The organism is Streptomyces sp. NRRL S-350 (assembly GCF_000719705.1).
GTDB lineage: Bacteria > Actinomycetota > Actinomycetes > Streptomycetales > Streptomycetaceae > Kitasatospora.
Map to the genome: position 1 here is coordinate 1 of NZ_JOHO01000088.1, position 18,762 is coordinate 18,762.

An 18,762-nucleotide genomic window follows, 5' to 3' on the forward strand; every position below is an offset into this window, starting at 1 on the left:
CCCACCCCCGACGCACCGGCCTCCCCCAGCCCCTCGGCCACCACCCAGAAGCCCCCGGCGAAGAAGCCGACCTCCCCCGCGACCCGGCCCCGGTCGAGTTCCGCGCCGGCCGGGTGAGCGCGCCACCGCCCCGGCCCGCGTACCGGCCGACGACACCGCCGCAGGGAGGCGAGAGCTTCGTGACCCACCCCGTCATGCCCCGGATCGGGCGCCGCGGCCTGCGCCCGTGGTGGTGGCTCGCGCCGGCCATCGCGATCGCCCTGGTCCTGTGCGCGGTGCTGCTCCCGCACGACCCGCAGCAGCCCGCCCGGGCGACCACCGCCGTCACCCCGCTGCCCGCCGCCACCGCCGGCGAGATCTGCTCCACCGCGGAGAACCGCTACCCGTCCCAGGCCGTCGACTCCGGCCGCTACCTGATCAACCCGAACGAGTGGAACGCCACCGGCGGCCTCTGCATCAGCAGCACCGGCGCCGGCACCGACTTCCGGGTCACCCGCAGCGGCATCGGCCCCGCCAGCCTCACGGACCCGGACCGCGGCCCCGGCGCCTACCCGCACATCAGCACCCAGCTCCAGCCCGGCACCGGCCCGCTGCCCATCCCGGTCGGCAACCTGCGGTACGCGACCAGCAGCTGGCACACCACCCAGGTCGACAGCGGCGTCTACAACGTCTCGTACGACGTCTGGTACAGCAACAGCAGGACCAGCTGCTCCTTCACCGAGAGCGCCGAGCTGATGATCTGGCTGCGCGGCAACGGCAAGACCCCGTTCGGCCAACGGACCGGCGACCTCCAGGTCGGCGGCACGTCCTACCGCGTGTACGAGGCGCCGAAGAAGAGCAGCCACACCCTGATCACCTACGAGACGGCGACCGGCACGACCTCCGTCACCGACCTCGACCTGCGGGCCTTCACCCGCGACGCCGTCCAGCGCGGCTACGTCCCGGCCGGCTCCTACCTGTGCGCCGTCCAGGCCGGGTTCGAGATCTGGGACGGCGGCGCCGGGCTGAGCAGCGACTCGTTCTCGTTCCAGGCCGCCGCCGGGCAGCCCAGCGGCGCGATCACCTCGGCCCTGCCCGGCCTGTGCCTGGACAGCCGGGTCACGGGCGACCCGGCCGCGGTCGGCGCCGGCACCTGCGACGGCTCGGCCCAGCAGACCTGGACCATGGGGGACGACGGCTCGATCGGCCAGTCCGGGCGCTGCGTCGAGGACCCCGCGATCGGCTTCCCCGTCCTCACCGGCTGCACCTCCCGCCCCGACCAACGGTGGCGGGTGACCCCCTCGGGGCAGCTCGCGAACCAGGACACCGGCCGCTGCATCGAGAACCCGGCGGGCGCCGCGGGCACCGCCCCGGGCGCCGCCGCAGGGGGCGTGCCAGGGGCCGGCGCGGGGGCCTCCACGGCCGGCGGCGCGGGGGCCCGGGCGCAGGTGTCGATGCGCCCCTGCGAGGCCCGTACGGCCCAGGAATGGCACCCTCCGACCTGAGCGGATCACCGCGTCCCCGCGTGATTGCCCGTGCCGCCAACCGTGCCGCGCGACACAACATGTGGGGCTGCATCGGACTCGCGGCACTACATGTATGCTCACTCCTGCTGTCGAAGCAGGGGAACCCGGTGCGAATCCGGGACTGCCCCGCAGCGGTGAGCGGGCGGCTCCAGGAGCCCCACCCGCCAGTCCGAGTACCTGCCGACGGCGTGCGCCACGGCCCTCCCGCAGAGGCCGCGCCAGCACCAGCACCACCCCTCCGGGCCTCGCGGGCGGGCCGGGGAGACACCGTCGCGCGACGCCGCCTGCGTTCGTGCCGTGCTCCCCTGCCCCGATCGCCCGGTGCCCCCGATCACGCCGCCGATCGCCGCCAGGAGAGAGCGCCTTGACCACCGCTGCCTCAGCCACCCTGCCCGCCCAGGGCTCCGGTACCGCCTTCACCGACCCGAAGGTCTCCGACCCCGGCGGCGCCCTGCTGCGGCTGCTCACCGACCGCAGCGCCGACCTCCCCGAAGTCGACCCCGGCCACGTCGCCGCCGCCGCACTGCGCGGCCGCCACGCCGGCTCGGACTTCGCCGAGCTGCGCGGACTGGCCGTGGACGCCGCCGCGTCGATGATCGCCGAGGACCCCCAGTACTCGAAGCTGGCGGCCCGCCTGCTCGCCCTGGAGATCGTCGACGAGGCGAACAGCCAGGGCTCCACGTCCTTCTCCGCCTCGATCGCCGTCGGCCACACCGAGGGCCTGATCGGCGACACCACCGCCGAGTTCGTCGCCAAGCACGCCGCCGCCCTGGACGCGCTGATCGACACCGCCGGCGACGACCGCTTCGAGTACTTCGGCCTGCGCACCGTGCAGTCCCGCTACCTGCTGCGCCACCCGATCACCCGCAAGGTGATCGAGACCCCGCAGCACTTCCTGCTCCGCGTCGCCTGTGGCCTGGCGGTCGGCGACAACGAGCAGTCCGTGCGCGAAGTCGCCGAGCTGTACGGCCTGATGAGCCGCCTGGAGTACCTGACCTCCTCGCCGACGCTCTTCAACTCCGGCACCCGGCACCCGCAGATGTCGAGCTGCTACCTGCTCGACTCCCCCCTGGACAACCTGGACTCGATCTACAACCGCTACGCGCAGATCGCCCGCCTGTCCAAGCACGCCGGCGGCATCGGCCTGTCCTACTCGCGCATCCGCTCGCGCGGCAGCCTCATCCGCGGCACCAACGGCAAGTCCAACGGCATCGTGCCGTTCCTGCGCACCCTCGACTCCTCGGTCGCCGCCGTCAACCAGGGCGGCCGCCGCAAGGGCGCGGCCTGCGTCTACCTGGAGACCTGGCACGCCGACATCGAGGAGTTCCTGGAGCTCCGCGACAACACCGGCGAAGAGGCCCGGCGCACCCACAACCTCAACCTGGCGCACTGGATCCCGGACGAGTTCATGCGCCGGGTCAACGCCAACCAGGACTGGTCGCTGTTCTCCCCGGCCGACGTGCCCGAGCTGGTCGACCTGTGGGGCGCCGACTTCGACGAGGCCTACCGCAAGGCCGAACTGGCCGGCAAGGCCGTGCGCACCATCCCCGCGCAGACCCTGTACGCCCGCATGATGCGCACCCTCGCGCAGACCGGCAACGGCTGGATGACCTTCAAGGACGCCTCCAACCGCGCCGCCAACCAGACCGCGCTGCCCGGCCGCACGGTGCACTCCTCCAACCTGTGCACCGAGATCCTGGAGGTCACGGACGACTCCGAGACCGCCGTCTGCAACCTCGGCTCGGTCAACCTCGGCGCGCACGTCGCCGCGGGAGCCTCCGCCGACGACCTGCTCGGCGCCATGGACTGGGACCGGCTGGACGCCACCGTGCGCACCGCCGTCACCTTCCTCGACCGCGTCGTGGACATCAACTTCTACCCGACCACCGAGGCCGGCACCTCCAACTCCCGCTGGCGCCCGGTCGGCCTCGGCGTGATGGGCCTCCAGGACGTCTTCTTCAAGCTGCGCCTGGACTTCGACTCCGCCGCGGCCAAGCAGCTGTCCACGATGATCGCCGAGCGCATCATGCTCACCGCCTACGAGCGCTCCGCCGACCTGGCCGAGCAGCTCGGCCGCCACGAGGCGTACGCCGAGACCCGCGCCGCCCGCGGCGAGCTGCACATCGACCACTTCGAGGGGGCCGCCCCGCAGTGGGCCGACCGCTGGACGGCCCTGCGCGCCCGCATCGCCGAGACCGGCCTGCGCAACTCGCTGCTGCTCGCGATCGCCCCGACCGCGACCATCGCCTCGATCGCCGGCGTGTACGAGTGCATCGAGCCGCAGGTCTCCAACCTGTTCAAGCGCGAGACGCTGAGCGGCGAGTTCCTGCAGGTCAACCCCTACCTGGTGCGCGAGCTCAAGGAACTCGGCGTCTGGGACCAGAAGACCCGCGACTCGCTGCGCGACGCCAACGGCTCGGTGCAGGAGCTGAACTGGCTGCCCGCCGAGGTCCGTTCGCTCTACCGCACCGCGTGGGAGCTGCCGCAGCGCGCGCTCATCGACCTCGCCGCGGCCCGCATGCCGTACCTCGACCAGAGCCAGTCGCTGAACCTGTTCATGGCCGCGCCGACCATCGGCAAGCTCAGCTCGATGTACGCGTACGCGTGGAAGGTCGGTCTGAAGACCACCTACTACCTGCGCTCGCGCCCGGCGACCCGGATCGCCCAGGCCGCGTCCGGCACCGCCCGCGCCGCCGTCCCGGTGCCGGTCGACACCCCGACCCTCACGCCGGAGGAGGAGGCCGCGCTGGCCTGCTCCCTGGAGAACCCCGAGTCCTGCGAGGCCTGCCAGTGAGCACCCCCGAAGACCGCAAGATGCTGCTCGACCCCGGCTTCGAGCTGACCCTGCGCCCCATGCGCTACCCGTCGTTCTACGACCGGTACCGCGACGCGATCAAGAACACCTGGACCGTCGAGGAGGTGGACCTGCACTCCGACGTCGCCGACCTGGCGAAGCTCAGCGAGGGCGAGCGCCACCTGATCGGCCGCCTGGTCGCCTTCTTCGCGACGGGCGACTCGATCGTCGCCAACAACGTGGTGCTGAGCCTCTACAAGCACATCAACTCGCCGGAGGCGCGGCTGTACCTCTCGCGCCAGCTGTTCGAAGAGGCCGTGCACGTCCAGTTCTACCTGACGCTGCTGGACACCTACCTTCCGGACCCGGAGGACCGCAACGCGGCCTTCGCCGCGGTGGAGAACATCCCCTCCATCCACCAGAAGGCCCAGTTCTGCTTCAAGTACATGAACGCGGTCGACCACATCGACTCGCTGCAGACGAAGGAGGACAGGCGGGCGTTCCTGCTCAACCTGATCTGCTTCGCGGCGTGCGTCGAGGGCCTGTTCTTCTACGGCGCGTTCGCGTACGTGTACTGGTTCCGGTCGCGCGGACTGCTGCACGGCCTGGCCACCGGCACCAACTGGGTGTTCCGCGACGAGTCCATGCACATGGACTTCGCGATGTCGGTCGTCGACACCGTGCGCGAGGAGGAGCCCGACCTCTTCGACGACGAGATGGCCAAGCAGGTCACCGAGATGCTGGAGGAGGCCGTCGAAGCCGAGCTCCAGTTCGCCCGGGACCTGTGCGGTGACGGCCTCGCCGGCATGAACACCGACTCGATGCGCCAGTACCTGGAGGCCGTGGCGGACCAGCGCCTGGCCCGCCTGGGCATGCCGATCCGCTACGGGTCCACCAACCCGTTCGGTTTCATGGAGCTCCAGAACGTCCAGGAGCTGACCAACTTCTTCGAGCGCCGGGTGTCGGCGTACCAGGTCGCGGTCGAGGGTTCGGTCTCCTTCGACGACGACTTCTGAGTCGATATCGTCCAGCGGACAGCGGAGCCGCCGTCACGGCGGCTCCGCTGTCCGGAATCCGGTGTTCAGGAGTAGCCCAGGCATGCCCAAGCTCCAACAGCGTCTGATGGACGGCCCCTTCGGGCCGATCCGGATCAGCCACGACCGCTGGCCGTCCGTCATCGCCCACGTGCAGGGGGCGGGGATGCCCACCGTCACGGTCGTGCCGGACCGCGACCACGGCGCGATGAACATCAACGGGCACCCCGTCCCGACCAGCCGGGCGCGCAACCGCACCCGCACCGCCGTCGTCGGCGACCGCACCTACGAGCTGCGGCCCACCAGCCTGCGCCGGGCCGAACTGCGACGCAACGGCACCCTCATCGCCCACGCCCGCGGCACGTTCCGGTCGTACGGCCCGGGGAACGGCATCCCCGGCCTCGACGCCCGGGTGAACTGGTCCCAGGGCATCGACCCCACCGACGTGGCGGTCGGCCAGGGCATGGTCCTCGCCTTCGGCGCCGGCGCCCCGGGTGCCTTCCTCCGGACCGTCTTCTTCTGGGTCGACAACCTCAGCTGAGCGAACAGCGGCGCCCCGCCCGGCCACCGCCCGCGCGGGGCAGCCGCAGCCCCAACGCCCGGCAGGAGAAGCGCAGTTGCGTTTCCCCGCTCACCGCCCGCCGCCGGCACCACGGGCCGCCAGCCCCTCGGCGAAGGCACGCGCCGCCGCCAGGTCACCGCCGTCGGGCCGCGTCCGGTTGATGCCGCCGACGAGCTTGAAGGGCAGCCAGGTGTCGAAGCCCCGGCAGGAGAAGGTGCCGGTCACCTCGAAGCCCTTTCCTTCGAGCTGCCGCACGAGCGGCCGGGTGAAGGGCCGGAGCCGCCGTTCCGGCAGCCCGCTGGTGGCGAACACGAACGCCCGGCCGCCCCGCCCCGCCGGAACCGAGCGGACGAAGTCCCGCAGCCGCGGGTGGAACCGGCCGGTGAAGATCCCCGATCCGAACCCCACCAGGTCGTAGTCGGCCAGCTCCGCCGGGTCGATCCGTTCCGGCTCGACGACCTCGGCCGCGAGCACCCGGCCCATGACCTCGGCGATCCTGCGGGTGTTGCCGTGGGACACCGACGCACACACCATGACGGCCTTCATTGCGGTTCTCCTTCCGTTCGGTCACTCCGACAGGGGGACCGGACAGGGCGGGAGAACGTGACATCGCCGGCCGGGAACGCCGAAGGCCGGCCGGGGCAGGCCCGGCCGGCCTTCGGCAACCACCGCTGCGCCGCTACTCGTTGGGCACGGTGGCGTACTTCGGGGTGCCCTCGGCCATCTGCTTCAGCGCGTCCTTGCGGTCGCGCTTGGACAGCTTGTCGATGTAGAGCGTGCCGTACAGGTGGTCGGTCTCGTGCTGCAGGCAGCGGGCGAAGAAGCCGGTGCCCTCGACGCGGATCGGCTCGCCGTCCTTGTCGACGCCGGTCACCGCGGCGTAGTCCGGGCGCGGCAGCTCGGCGTACGCGGTCGGGACGGACAGGCAGCCCTCGTTCCCGTCGTCCAGGACGCGGCGGCGGTCGGCCGGGTACTCCTCCAGGACCGGGTTGATCACGTGGCCGATGTGGCGCACGCCCTCGTCGTCCGGGCAGTCGTAGACGAAGACCTTGAGGTCCACGCCGATCTGGTTGGCGGCCAGGCCCACGCCCTCGGCGGCGTACATCGACTGGAACATGTCGTCGATCAGGGCGGAGAGTTCGCCGTCGAAGGCGGTGACGTCCTTGACCTCGCGGTGCAGGACCGGGTTGCCGACGACGGTGATCGGACGGGCGGTGCCCTTGGTGAGGTCGGGCTCCTCTCCGATCACCTTGACGGGAGCCTCGGGCGCTGCCCCCTCCACGTCGTGCTCGTGCTGGTGCTGCTCGGCCTGCTCCGCCATGTCTTCGTCTTCCGCTTCCATAGGTCTACGCGTACCCGACCAGGGTACTCAGCGGCACTCGGCGGGCTCAGCAGACCTCTTCCAGGTCCCGGTACGCCCGGGTCGCCGGGGCCGCCGCGACCCAGCGGTCCAGCAGGACGCGCACCAGGTGGGCGGGGGCGGCGATCCCGCACTCGCGCTCGACCAGCCAGGACATCCCGGCCGCGCCGCCCTGGCTGAGGTGGCTGAGGTGACCGGGGTGCGCGGCGTCGCCGTCGTCGTGCGGGTCGTGGTGGGCGGCGATGCCGTCGTCGGAGGCCATCCGGCTCTCCGAGCAGGCGCGGCAGAGCAGCCGCACCGAGGAGGTCCAGTCCTCGGCCGCGTACCCGGCGTCGGCGACCAGCCGCTCCAGCGCGTCCCGGTCGCCGGCCGTGGCGGCCTGCAGCAGCACCACGTAGGTCGGCACCGGCGAGGGCGCCCACAGCTCGATCTCGTCGAACACGGGGTAGGCGACGCCGTCGGTGACCCGCTCGCCGTGCGGGGCGCCGTCGTGCAGGACGACCTCGCCCCAGCGGCGGCCGGAGGAGGGCAGCGGGATGGAGAGCACCTCGATCCGGGCCGGGTCCAGCCGGCGGCCCCAGACCACTTCGGACTCGCCGTCCGGGGAGAGCCGTACGGGCGTGGTGCCGAGGTCCAGGCTGACCGGGCCGTCGGGCTGCCCGCCGGGGCCGCCGGGCAGCTTGAGCCCGTACGCCTGCCAGGCGCGGCGGGCCAGCGGCCAGTCCTGCAGGGCGGTGGCGGTGATGCCGAGGTTCCACCAGTCCGGGGCGCCGTGCTCGCGGTCCAGCAGGGCGACGGCGCGCAGGCCGGCCGAGCGCGCCTGTTCCCAGTCGCGGCGGAACTTGTGCAGGAGGGCGAGGTTGAACCAGGAGTCGGAGAGCCACGGCTCCAGGTCGGCGGCCATCACCAGCAGTGCGCCGGCGTCCTCGTAGCGGCCGTCGCCGATCAGCGTGAAGGCCCGGTCGGTCGTCTGCCGCCAGGTGGCGGACGGCCGGTGCCGTGCCCGGTGGAAGATCCTCACGTTCGTCCCTGCCGTCGTCGTCCGCTCAAGTCCCGTGCCACCGTGCCCGTACCGCCTCGGACGGCGGCCGAAGCCCGGTGCCCCGGGTCGGTGTTCCACGCTACGACCGCATCCAACCACGCCCGCCCCTGCCCGCGCTCCTCACCGCCGAGGTTGGGGGTCCGCCCCTCCCCAGCCTGCCCGCCCGATCGCACCCTCTCAACCCCTGGCGGGGCGGGCCGTGGTTCCCGCGCCCTACGGGGGTCGCACGGCCTGGCCGGCCGGCTCCTGTCGCCCCTGTCGACCCCTGCCGCCCCTGTCGACCCCTGCCGCCCCTGTCGACCCCTACCGCCCCTGCCGGCTCCCTGCCGGCTCCCTGCCGTTCCCGCCGTCCGTGACCGGCCCCGGCCGGCGGGCCCCCGCGGCCTCAGCCGCGGGCCTGTCCGACCACCCGGGCCTGCCCGCCCACCCGGGCCAGGGCGTCCACCACCCGGGCGTCGTAGACCCGGCCGCGCCCGAGCCGCAGCACCTCCAGCGCCTCCAGCCGCCCCACCGCCTCGCCGACGCCCCGGCCGCGGGCGGCCGTGAGCAGGTCGTCGTGGGCGTTGGCGACCCGGATGATCCGGGCCGCGAGCGGCACCGGGCCGTCGCCGCCGGACGGCCCGGCGCAGGGGTCGGCCAGCCGGGCGACCTGCTCGGCGACCTGCCGGGGCACCCCGGTGCGGCTGATCACCTCGCTGCCCAGCCGGGCGATCCGCTGCTGCTCGGCGCACGGCAGCAGCGCGGTGGCGCCGTCCGGCACCGGTTCGACCAGGGACAGCTGGCCGACGTCGTGCATCAGTGCGGCGTACTCCAACAGGGCGAGCTCCCGGGTGCCGAGGCCCAGCTCACGGCCCAGCGCGCACGCCGTGTCCGCGACCCGGCGCGCGTGCCCGTGCGGGGTGTAGCCGGCCACCTCGGTGGCCCGGGCGAGGCTGGCGATGGTCTGCCCGGTGGTGGCCCGCACGGCGGCGGCCCGCCGGAAGGACACCTGGGCGAGCAGCAGCGGGGTGCAGAACAGCGGCAGCGCCCACAGCCCGACCTCGCCGGCCGCGAGGCTGACCAGCATGCCGGTGGCGACGATCGCCGAGCCGATGCCGAACAGGGAGCGCAGTTCGTCCTCCAGCGCGGCCGGGAACCGCGGCCCGCGTGCCGGGCCCGCCGCCAGGTCGCACCGCAGCAGCGCCGCCAGGGTCGCGTCGCAGAGTGCGGCCAGCGCGGCGACGGCGGTCAGGAACGCCCCGTACGCCGGGCCTTCGGGCGAGAAGCGGTCGACCAGGCCGCCGTTGTAGAGCGGCTGGAAGACGGCGGCGGCGAAGCCGACGGCGAGCAGTCGGCGGGCGGCGCTGTCGCGGCGGGCCGGGTCGGCCCAGGGCGGGCGCCGGTCGGGGCGGCGCGGCAGGGCGAGCGCGGGCAGCCAGGCCAGCAGCAGGGCGACGCCGGTCACCGCGACCACCTGGACCGTGCCGTGCGCGGTCGGCACCCCGCGCAGCGGCCCGAGCAGGGCGTACGCCAGCGCGCCGGCCGCACCGATGGGCGCCTGTTCGCGATCCCCCGGAAGGGTGATCCGGACGCATTCGCCGAGTGCGATCAGTACGGTGAACGCCAGCGCGACCCTGGGCTCCGCGATCCCGCGCAGCGCGACCGCGCCCAGCGCGAACGCCAGCAGGGCGGCGGCCGCCGCGTGCACCGCGCGGTCGGTGCGCCCGCAGGCCGACCGGACGGGAGCCGTCCGGTCGCCGGGCCCGCGGTCGCCGGCCCTTCGGCCACGGCCCGTCCGGTCCCGGCCCGCTCCGAGACGGCCCGTCCGCACCCGGCCCGTCCGGTCGGGGTCCGTGCCGGCGCGGGCGCGGTGCCCGGACGCCGTCACGGCTGCCCGGCCGCGGGAACGCCCTGGCCGGCCACCCGCCCGGGCGCCGCCCGGACCGGCTCGGGCACCCCGAGCGGGATGTCCGGGACGGCCTGGATGCAGTCCTCGGAGTGCACCACCGGCTGCCAGTCGTGCACGGCCAGCGCGTCGATCAGCGCGCGGACCATCACCGGGTCGAACTGGCTGCCCGAGCAGCGCTCCAGCTCGGTCACCGCCTCGGCGACCGGGCGGCCCCGCCGGTAGGAGCGGGTGGAGGTCATCGAGTCGAAGGCGTCGGCGACGGAGATGATCCGGGCGAACTCGGGGATCTGTTCACCGGCCAGCCCGCTGGGGTAGCCACGGCCGTCGACCCGCTCGTGGTGGTGCAGGATCCCGGCGTGCGCCTCGCCGAGGAAGTCGATCCCGCGCACCAGCTCGTACCCGTACACCGGGTGGATCTCCACGGCCCGGCGCTCCGCCTCGGTGAGGGGACCGTTTCTGCGCAGCAGCTCGGTGGCCACCCCCAGCTTGCCGACGTCGTGCAGGATCCCCGCGAAGCGCAGGGTGCGCAGCCGCTCGGCCTCCATGCCGAGCTGAGTGGCGATCAGCACCGAGGCGCGGCCGACGCGTTCGCTGTGCCCGCGGGTGTACGCGTCCTTGATCTCCACCGCCTGCACCAGCGACTGCACGGTGGCCTGGTGGGCGTCGCGCTCGCGCTGCCCCTGGGCGAACACCCAGGCGGAGATGGACAGCGGCAGCAGCGCCAGCAGCGCCGCGAACGCGCCGTACGGGCCCTGCCAGAGCACCGCGACCATCAGCCCGCCGGCCGCGTGCACCAGCACCGGCAGCCCACACACCGAGCGGGCCCCGCGCAGCAGCACCCCGGCCCGGCGGCCGTCGCTGAGCACCAGCATGACGCCCACCACCACCCCGTTGACCAGGCAGAACGTGGCGACGGCGGCGAAGCCGGGCAGCAGCGCGGCCGGGAAGCGGGAGCCCAGCAGCAACTGGGGGCCGCGCAGCAGGTGGAAGACGGCCGAGGAGGTGAAGGCGCACAGCGCGAGCTGGGAGCCGTTGAACAGCTGACGGCGGCGGCAGCCGGCCCCGTTCGGACCGCCGAGCACCGCGGCTGGGGCGGCGACGAGGGCGGCGGCGGCCGGCGGCAGCATCAGGACCCCGGCGAACAGCACCGGGAAGAAGGTGTTGGCGCCGGGCCGGGCGGCCACCCGGTCGGGCAGCGCCGGGCGGCGCAGCAGCCGGCGCACCAGGACCAGGCAGGGGGTCGGCAGGCCCTCGGCCAGCGACTCCCAGCAGCCGTGCAGGAAGGCGAGCAGCCCGACCTTGGGCCAGTCCACCGGCTCGGAGAGCCAGCCCGGCATCCGGGGGGTGACGGCGGCGGGCAGCAGCGGCACCAGGCAGCACAGCGCCGCCACCGGAACGGCCATCAGGTAGCGCGCCGCCACCGGCGGCAGGGTCGCTCCTCCACTGTCGGTAGCGATCTCGACCTCCCCGCCGTCCGGGCCCGTGTTGCCTCAGCACGCCGGGCGGACCGGCGGTGAGCGTCCGTCAGGAGGATAGGCCGACGCCCGGGCACGGGAAGGCATGATGGCGCAATGGCGCAGTTGGCGCACCGCCAACTCACTCGAACGAGTGAGGGCGCATGCGAGCAGAACGGGAGTGGCCCCGGGAGCGCGCGCTCCCGGGGCCACTGGACTCCCTGACCGGAACCGTCCGGTCCGCCCTCGCGCACGGATCACCGGGGCCGGCGGATCACCGGGTGGACCGGCGGACTACGAGGCCCGCCCGGTCACTCCGCCTGCGCGCCGGCCTCGACCGGCGCACCCGGGCGACCGGCCGACTCTCCGGCGCCGCCCTTCGCCGGCTTGGGCGCCGGCCGGGCGGACTCGGCGTGCAACTCGACGGCGGGCTCCACCGCGACCACCACCGGCTCGCCCGAGCGCTGCCCGGCCCGGATCGAGTCGATCCTGGCCAGGACCTTGCTCCGCAGGTCGGCCGGGGTGTCGTCGCACCCGCAGGAGCGCTTGATCAGCGCCTTGATCGCCTGTTCCAGTCCGTACTGCTTCAGGCACGGCGAGCACTCCTCGAAGTGCACGCGCAGCTTGGCGCAGTCTCCCTCGGCCATCTCGTTGTCGAGGAATTCGTAGAGGTGGTCGAGGACCTCGCCACACTCGGTGTCGTGCGGATCGCCGCAGCTCATGAGCCCGAGCCCTTCGCTTCCTGCCCTGCCCCGCTGCCGGCCGGGACGAGCCCGCGCTCACGGGCGTAGTCCTCCAGCATGCCGCGCAGCTGACGGCGGCCACGGTGCAGTCGGGACATCACCGTACCGATGGGAGTACCCATGATGTCCGCGATCTCCTTGTACGCAAAGCCCTCTACGTCCGCCAGGTAGACGGCGATCCGGAACTCCTCCGGGATGGCCTGGAGGGCGTCCTTCACGTCGCTGTCGGGGAGGTGGTCGAGAGCCTGGGTCTCGGCCGAGCGCAGACCGGTCGACATGTGCGACTCGGCACGCGCCAGCTGCCAGTCCTCGATCTCCTCCGCCGCGGTGCGCTGGGGCTCGCGCTGCTTCTTGCGGTACGAGTTGATGAACGTGTTGGTGAGGATGCGGTACAGCCAGGCCTTGAGGTTGGTGCCCTCGCGGAACTGGTGGAAGGACGCGTACGCCTTCGCGAACGCCTCCTGCAGCAGGTCCTCCGCATCCGCCGGGTTGCGCGTCATGCGCAGCGCCGCCGAGTACATCGGATCCAGGAAGCCCAGGGCGTCGCGCTCGAAGCGCTCCCGCCGGGCCTCCTCGCCCTCTTCGGCCGACACCCGGTAGGTGTCCTCGCCGATCGCCTCGGCGAGTTCCTCACCGGTGAGCGCCTCGCCCGCAGGCCGGACCTCGTCCGGGCCACGGCCCGGCTCGGCCTCGTGCTCGGTCCCGACGACCGGACCCACCTCCTCGGCATGACGGGCACGGCCCACGGCGGGCCGCCCAGAAATGGAGGATATCGGGCTGACGGGCTTCTCGCCCACGTCCAGCCATTCCGACCAGGAGGGGCCGAACGCCGTCGCGGCCTCGCGCTCCTCAGGCCGTTCCGGGCACGCGATCGAACCCATCTGCCCTGCCTCTCACCGGTGACTCGTGCTGACGAGGGTGTCAACCACCCCGGGCCCGCCCGCATTCCCGCCCGGCGGACGGCCCCACTCGTCCGGACGACCGCCCGCGGCCGCCCCGCTCCCGGGCCTACCCGAGGGCCAGCACCCAGTCCCCCACCGCCGCGCAGACCAGGTCCAGCACCTCGTCCTGCCCCACCGGCGCCCGCTTGGGCACCTCGAAGCCGTGGCTGCCGTACGGCACCGCGACCAGTTCGTGGCCCGCCGGCAGCGCCGGGAACTCGTCGGGGCCGCCGAACGGGTCCGCCGCGCTCTGCACCACCAGCGTCGGCAGACCCGACTCCAGCAGTTCCTGCGCCCGGCTCTTCTCCGGCTTGCCCGGCGGGTGCAGGGGGAACGCCAGTGCCACCACCCCCGCCGCCCCGGTCGCCGCGCCGGTCCGGCAGGCCACCCGCGCCCCGGCGCTGCGCCCGCCCACCACCAGCGGCAGCCCCCGCCCTGCCAGCAGTTCGGCGACCGGCCGCCAGCCGAGGTCCAGCGTCTTCGGCGCCGGGGCCACCCGCCGGCCCGCCACCCGCCAGGGCTGCTCGACCAGCGCCACGGAGATCCCGCGCGCCGGCAGCCTCCCGGCCAGCGCCGCCAGGTCCCGCGCCTCGATCCCGCCGCCCGCGCCGTGCCCCAGCGCCAGGACGGCCTTCGGCGCGGCCGCCCGGTGGTGGGTGATCCGGGCCTGCCCGGCCTCGGTGGGGACGAGTTCGGTGGTGCTCATCTCAACGGCTCCAGGAACGCTCGGAACGGGCCAGGACGGCTCAGTACGGGTCAGTACGGGTCAGACAGCTCAGGACAGCTCAGTACGGGTCGGGACGGGGCAGGACGGCTCAGAACAACGTGGTCTCGTACTCGACCTCGGCCCACGGCTCCTTGAGCTCCGGGCCGTTGTTGCGGATGCTCCCCACCGCCGGCGACACCGGGGTGGCCAGCAGCGCACCGGGCGGCGGCGGTACCAGCAGCCGGCGCAGCTCGTCCGGGTCGCTGCGCCGCGGGTCCAGCCACTTGTCCCAGGAGTCCCGGTCGAGGAACAGCGGCATCCGCTCGTGGATCGGCGCCAGCGCCTCCTCGGCGTCGGTGGTGACGATCGTGAACGTCACCAGCCAGGCCTGCGGGTCGCCGGCCGGCACCGCCCGGTTGCGCCAGAACTCGTACAGCCCGGCCAGCGCCAGCGGGGCGCCGTCCGCCCGGGAGACGAAGAACGGCTTCTTGCGCGCCTTGCCCCGCTCGCCCGGCAGCGTCTGCCACTCGTAGTAGCCGTCCACCGGCAGGAGGCACCGGCGCGCCGCGAACGCCTGCCGGTACGAGGGCTTCTCGTGCACCGTGTCCGACCGGGCGTTGATCATCTTCACCGCCGTCTCGGCGGAGTTCGACCACTGCGGCACCAGCCCCCAGCGCAGCACCCGCAGCTGCCGCACCGCCCGCGGCCCCTCCCGGCCCGTCCGCTCCAGCACCACGAAGGCGCTGTCGGTCGGCGCGACGTTCCAGTTCGGGCCGAGGGTCTCCTCGGGATCCCACTGCTCCACGCCGAACAGCTCGACGATGTCCTCGGGCTTGCTGCTGGCTGCGAACCGACCGCACATGCGGGCCAGCTTGCCATGCCGCCCGTCCTCATCACTTGTTCACGCCCGGACCAGAACCGCCCGCTGCCGTCCGCCCGTCCCCGCATGGGAGGCTGCCCCGAACGGCCCAACGCAGCGAACGGAGGCGGGCAAGACCCATGAGCACCAACGACCAGAACCTCGGCGCCCTCTGGGACCAGGTCACCGGCGCCCAACCCGCCCCGCCCGGCTGGCTGGTGCTCGCCACCGGCGCCGCCGCCCTGCTCGCCGTCCTCGCCCGCCCGCTGTGGCACGTCACCCGCAACGCCGTCACCATCGCCCACGAAGGCGGCCACGGCCTGATCGCCCTCGCCACCCGCCGCAGGCTCGCCGGCATCCGGCTGCACTCCGACACCTCCGGCCTCACCCTCTCCTACGGCCGCCCCACCGGCCCCGGCATGATCCTCACCGCCGCCGCCGGCTACAGCGCCCCCGCCCTGCTCGGCCTCGGCTGCGCCGCCCTGCTCGCCGCCGACCGGATCACCCTGCTGCTCTGGCTGGCGATCGCCCTGCTGCTCGCCCTGCTCCTGCGCATCCGCAACGCCTTCGGCTTCTTCACCGTGCTGGTCGCCGGCGGCGCCTTCTTCCTGGTCTCCTGGTTCGGCAGCGCCGAGGTCCAGGCCGGCTTCGCCTACCTCGGCTGCTGGTTCCTGCTGTTCGGCGCCGTCCGCCCCGTCCTGGAGCTCCAGCACCAGCGCCGCACCGGCTGGGCCCGCGACTCCGACGCCGACCAGCTCGCCCGGCTCACCCACGTCCCCGCCCTCGCCTGGGTCACCGTCTTCCTGCTCACCGCCCTCGCCTGCCTCGCCCTGGGCGCGAGCTGGCTGCTCCAGCCGCTGCACTGACCGGCCCCGCGCGGCCGCGCCGTCCAGGATCCGGACGGCCGGGGCACGGCCCCTAGACTTGCCACATGACCGAGACCCCGTGGCCCGCTCCCGTCGCCACCAGCCCCGTCGACGCCACCGTCACCATCCCCGGCTCCAAGTCGGTCACCAACCGGGCCCTGGTGCTGGCGGCCCTCGCCGAGCAGCCCGGCTGGGTGCGCCGCCCACTGCGCAGCCGCGACTCCCAGCTGATGGCCGACGGCCTGCGCGCCCTCGGGGTCACCATCGAGGAGACGGTCAACAACGACGCCGGCGGCACCGGCGGCGGCGAGGCCTGGCGGGTCATCCCCGCCCCCGCCCTGTGCGGCCCCGCCTCCGTCGACGTCGGCAACGCCGGCACGGTCATGCGCTTCCTGCCGCCGCTCGCCGTCCTCGCCGACGGCCCGGTGCACTTCGACGGCGACCCCCGCTGCTACGAGCGCCCCCAGCACGGCGTGATCGACGCCCTGCGCGCGCTCGGCGCCCGCATCGAGGACGGCGGCCGCGGCGCCTTCCCGCTGACCGTCCACGGCACCGGCTCCCTGGACGGCGGCCCGGTCGAGCTGGACGCCTCCTCCTCCTCCCAGTTCGTCTCGGCCCTGCTGCTCTCCGGCGCCCGCTACAACCAGGGCATCGAGGTCCGGCACGTCGGCGGCCCGGTGCCGTCGCTGCCGCACATCCGGATGACCGTCGAGATGCTGCGCCTGGCCGGGGCCCAGGTCGACGCGCCCGAGGACGGCGGCGAGAAGGACGTCTGGCGGGTCACCCCGGGCGCACTGATCGGCCGTGACCTGGTGGTCGAGCCGGACCTGTCCAACGCCGCGCCGTTCTTCGCCGCCGCCCTGGTCACCGGCGGTCGCGTCACCGTGCGCGACTGGCCCAAGCACACCTCCCAGCCCGGCGACCAGCTGCGCGAGATCTACACCCGGATGGGCGGCGCCTGCGAGTTCACCGACGAGGGCCTGCAGTTCACCGGCACCGGCCGCATCCACGGCATCGACGCCGACCTGCACGACGTCGGCGAGCTCACCCCGGTGATCGCCGCCGTCGCCGCGCTCGCCGACTCCGAGTCCCACCTGTACGGCATCGCCCACCTGCGCCTGCACGAGACCGACCGGCTCGCCGCGCTCGCCAAGGAGATCAACGACCTCGGCGGCGACGTCACCGAGACCGAGGACGGCCTGCGGATCCGCCCCCGCCCGCTGCGCGGCGGCACCTTCCACACCTACGAGGACCACCGCCTGGCCACCGCCGCCGCCGTGCTCGGCCTCGCCGTGCCCGGCATCGGGGTGGAGAACGTCGCCACCACCGCCAAGACGCTGCCCGACTTCCCCGGGATGTGGGCCGAGTTGCTCGGCGAAGCGGCGGCGGACGCCTGAGCGGAGACTTGAGCCATGCGCCGCTACGGCAAGGACGCCGACGAGGACGACATCCGCAACCGCCCCGCCCGCCGGGGCTCCCGGCCGCGGACCAGGATCCGGCCCAAGCACGATGACGCCGCCGAGGCGATGGTGCTGACCGTCGACCGCGGCCGGCTCACCTGCCTGGTCGATCCGGGCACCAAGCAGGAGCGCCAGGTCGTCGCCATGAAGGCCCGCGAGCTGGGCCGCAAGGGCGTCGTCGTCGGCGACGTCGTCAACATCGTCGGCGACCTCTCCGGGGACGCCGACACCCTGGCCCGGATCGTCCGGGTCGAGGAGCGCAGCTCGGTGCTGCGCCGCACCGCCGACGACGACGACCCGTACGAGCGGATCGTCGTCGCCAACGCCCAGCAGCTGGCCATCGTCACCGCCCTGGCCGACCCGGAGCCGCGCCCCCGGCTGATCGACCGCTGCCTGGTGGCCGCCTACGACGCCGGCATGGAGCCGCTGCTGGTGCTCACCAAGTCCGACCTCGCCCCGGCCGCGCCGCTGCTGGACTCCTACGCCCCGCTCGGCATCCAGTACGTGGTCACCCGCCGCGACGAGCTGGAGACCACCGGCGCCGAGGCCGTCCGCGAGCACCTGCGCGGGCGCTCGACGGTGTTCATCGGCCACTCCGGCGTCGGCAAGACCACCCTGGTCAACGCCCTCGTCCCGAACCGCCGGCGGCAGACCGGACACGTCAACGCGGTCACCGGCCGCGGCCGGCACACCACCGTCTCCGCGCTGGCGCTGCGGCTGCCCCCGCCGCCCGGCGCCAAACCGGGCTCCAGGAAGGCCCTGGACCCGGGCTGGGTGATCGACACCCCGGGTTTCCGCTCCTTCGGCCTCTCGCACATCGACCCGTCCCGGGTCATCCTCGCCTTCCCCGACCTGGAGCCCGGCACCGCCGACTGCCCGCGCGCCTGCAGCCACGACGAGCAGGACTGCGCGCTGGACGCCTGGGTCGCCGACGGCCACGCCGAGGCCGCCCGGCTCTACTCGCTGCGCCGCCTGCTGGCCAGCAAGGAGACCCGCGAGGACGACTGAGCCGGGGCGCGTTTCCCGATTCCCGTGGCCCGTTCGAGGTGTCGGACCGCGCCCGCCTGGTGATCATAGGAAAACCGGGCCGGGCACGGTCCGACCGTCGATTCGACTGGAAGGGCACGCGATGGCATGGGCCCTGGTGGTCCTGGCCGGCCTGCTGGAGACCGGCTTCGCGATCAACCTCAAGCTCAGCGAGGGTTTCACCAGGCTCTGGCCCACCGTCAGCTTCTGCGCGTTCGCCCTCGGCAGCTTCGGCCTGCTCACCCTCTCCCTGAAGAGCCTGCCGGTCGGCCCCGCCTACGCGGTGTGGACGGGCATCGGCGCGGCCGGCACCGCGATCTACGGCATGGTCTTCCTGGACGAGACCACCTCGGTGCTCAAGCTGGTCTCGATCTCCCTGGTGATCGCCGGCGTCATCGGCCTCCAGCTCAGCGGCACGGCGCACTAGCTGTTCTGGCCCATGAGGTTGGGAACGCGGCTGGCGGGTGGTTTGCCTGCGAGTGCGGTGTGTCCGCGGTGGTGATTGTAGGTGTGGAGCCAGTC

Annotated in this window: 16 protein-coding genes, 2 pseudogenes and 1 riboswitch; of the genes and pseudogenes, 8 read left to right on the forward strand and 10 right to left on the reverse strand. The window is 73.7% G+C overall.

Annotation, left to right across the window (positions count from 1 at the left end; all coding sequences use genetic code 11):
- The 4 genes from IF30_RS44305 to IF30_RS0137440 all read left to right on the forward strand — a co-directional run.
- Positions 1–1,484, forward strand: a 1,484-nt coding sequence (locus IF30_RS44305; RefSeq protein ID WP_030246997.1) for a GH12 family glycosyl hydrolase domain-containing protein, incomplete at its 5' end; no start/stop codon positions are given.
- A gap of 56 nt (positions 1,485–1,540) precedes the next feature.
- Positions 1,541–1,705: riboswitch (cobalamin riboswitch) on the forward strand.
- A gap of 188 nt (positions 1,706–1,893) precedes the next feature.
- Positions 1,894–4,299 carry a ribonucleoside-diphosphate reductase subunit alpha gene (locus IF30_RS0137430; RefSeq protein ID WP_051712053.1) on the forward strand — a complete coding sequence of 802 codons (2,406 nt, stop codon included), beginning with the start codon at positions 1,894–1,896 and terminating at the stop codon, positions 4,297–4,299.
- A 20-nt stretch (positions 4,300–4,319) separates the two neighbouring features.
- The gene (locus IF30_RS0137435) at positions 4,320–5,315 is read left to right on the forward strand and encodes a ribonucleotide-diphosphate reductase subunit beta (RefSeq protein ID WP_051712055.1); all 996 of its coding nucleotides are present in this window, start codon (positions 4,320–4,322) and stop codon (positions 5,313–5,315) included.
- An 82-nt stretch (positions 5,316–5,397) separates the two neighbouring features.
- Complete coding sequence (locus IF30_RS0137440; RefSeq protein WP_030247005.1) at positions 5,398–5,874, forward strand: hypothetical protein; 477 nt, start codon at positions 5,398–5,400, stop codon at positions 5,872–5,874.
- A gap of 90 nt (positions 5,875–5,964) precedes the next feature.
- Here IF30_RS0137440 and IF30_RS0137445 read toward each other — a convergent pair whose 3' ends face one another.
- The 9 genes and pseudogenes from IF30_RS0137445 to IF30_RS0137485 form a co-directional block, all read right to left on the reverse strand.
- Positions 5,965–6,441, reverse strand: coding sequence for a flavodoxin family protein (locus IF30_RS0137445; protein ID WP_030247007.1), 477 nt, complete (start codon positions 6,439–6,441; stop codon positions 5,965–5,967).
- A gap of 133 nt (positions 6,442–6,574) precedes the next feature.
- Positions 6,575–7,114, reverse strand: a pseudogene (gene def, locus IF30_RS0137450) (peptide deformylase); the annotation flags it as partial.
- Positions 7,115–7,283: 169 nt separating this feature from the next.
- A complete protein-coding gene (locus tag IF30_RS0137455; RefSeq protein WP_030247017.1) occupies positions 7,284–8,276 on the reverse strand; it encodes a tetratricopeptide repeat protein in 993 nt (330 codons plus the stop codon).
- Positions 8,277–8,682: 406 nt separating this feature from the next.
- On the reverse strand, positions 8,683–9,984 hold the full coding sequence (locus tag IF30_RS0137460) for an HD-GYP domain-containing protein (RefSeq protein WP_051712059.1): 1,302 nt from the start codon (positions 9,982–9,984) through the stop codon (positions 8,683–8,685).
- Between the two features lie 176 nt (positions 9,985–10,160).
- Positions 10,161–11,588 carry an HD-GYP domain-containing protein gene (locus IF30_RS0137465; RefSeq protein WP_030247020.1) on the reverse strand — a complete coding sequence of 476 codons (1,428 nt, stop codon included), beginning with the start codon at positions 11,586–11,588 and terminating at the stop codon, positions 10,161–10,163.
- Positions 11,589–11,950: 362 nt separating this feature from the next.
- Positions 11,951–12,361 (reverse strand): mycothiol system anti-sigma-R factor, encoded by a 411-nt coding sequence (rsrA, locus tag IF30_RS44310; protein WP_051712051.1) that lies wholly within the window; start codon positions 12,359–12,361, stop codon positions 11,951–11,953.
- Positions 12,358–13,101 carry a sigma-70 family RNA polymerase sigma factor gene (locus IF30_RS0137475; RefSeq protein WP_030247025.1) on the reverse strand — a complete coding sequence of 248 codons (744 nt, stop codon included), beginning with the start codon at positions 13,099–13,101 and terminating at the stop codon, positions 12,358–12,360. The genes rsrA and IF30_RS0137475 overlap by 4 nt, the downstream gene beginning before the upstream one ends.
- Positions 13,102–13,390: 289 nt before the next feature.
- Positions 13,391–14,029, reverse strand: a complete 639-nt coding sequence (locus IF30_RS0137480) for an alpha/beta family hydrolase (protein ID WP_030247027.1) — start codon at positions 14,027–14,029, stop codon at positions 13,391–13,393.
- Between the two features lie 109 nt (positions 14,030–14,138).
- Positions 14,139–14,891, reverse strand: coding sequence for an SOS response-associated peptidase (locus IF30_RS0137485; RefSeq protein WP_030247032.1), 753 nt, complete (start codon positions 14,889–14,891; stop codon positions 14,139–14,141).
- 137 nt (positions 14,892–15,028) lie between these two features.
- On the opposite strand from IF30_RS0137485, the gene IF30_RS0137490 reads away from it, so the two are divergent.
- The 4 genes from IF30_RS0137490 (at position 15,029) to IF30_RS0137505 (ending at position 18,667) form a co-directional block, all read left to right on the forward strand.
- Positions 15,029–15,754: a M50 family metallopeptidase gene (locus IF30_RS0137490; protein WP_030247034.1), complete on the forward strand. Its 726-nt coding sequence runs from the start codon at positions 15,029–15,031 to the stop codon at positions 15,752–15,754.
- A gap of 65 nt (positions 15,755–15,819) precedes the next feature.
- Positions 15,820–17,151, forward strand: a complete 1,332-nt coding sequence (gene aroA, locus IF30_RS0137495) for a 3-phosphoshikimate 1-carboxyvinyltransferase (protein ID WP_030247036.1) — start codon at positions 15,820–15,822, stop codon at positions 17,149–17,151.
- Between the two features lie 15 nt (positions 17,152–17,166).
- Positions 17,167–18,222, forward strand: coding sequence for a ribosome small subunit-dependent GTPase A (gene rsgA, locus IF30_RS0137500; protein ID WP_030247038.1), 1,056 nt, complete (start codon positions 17,167–17,169; stop codon positions 18,220–18,222).
- A gap of 121 nt (positions 18,223–18,343) precedes the next feature.
- A complete protein-coding gene (locus IF30_RS0137505; protein ID WP_030247039.1) occupies positions 18,344–18,667 on the forward strand; it encodes a DMT family transporter in 324 nt (107 codons plus the stop codon).
- On the opposite strand, the pseudogene IF30_RS48895 reads toward IF30_RS0137505, so the two are convergent.
- A pseudogene (locus IF30_RS48895) lies at positions 18,664–18,762 on the reverse strand (IS481 family transposase); the annotation flags it as partial. The gene IF30_RS0137505 and the pseudogene IF30_RS48895 sit on opposite strands and share 4 nt — an antisense overlap.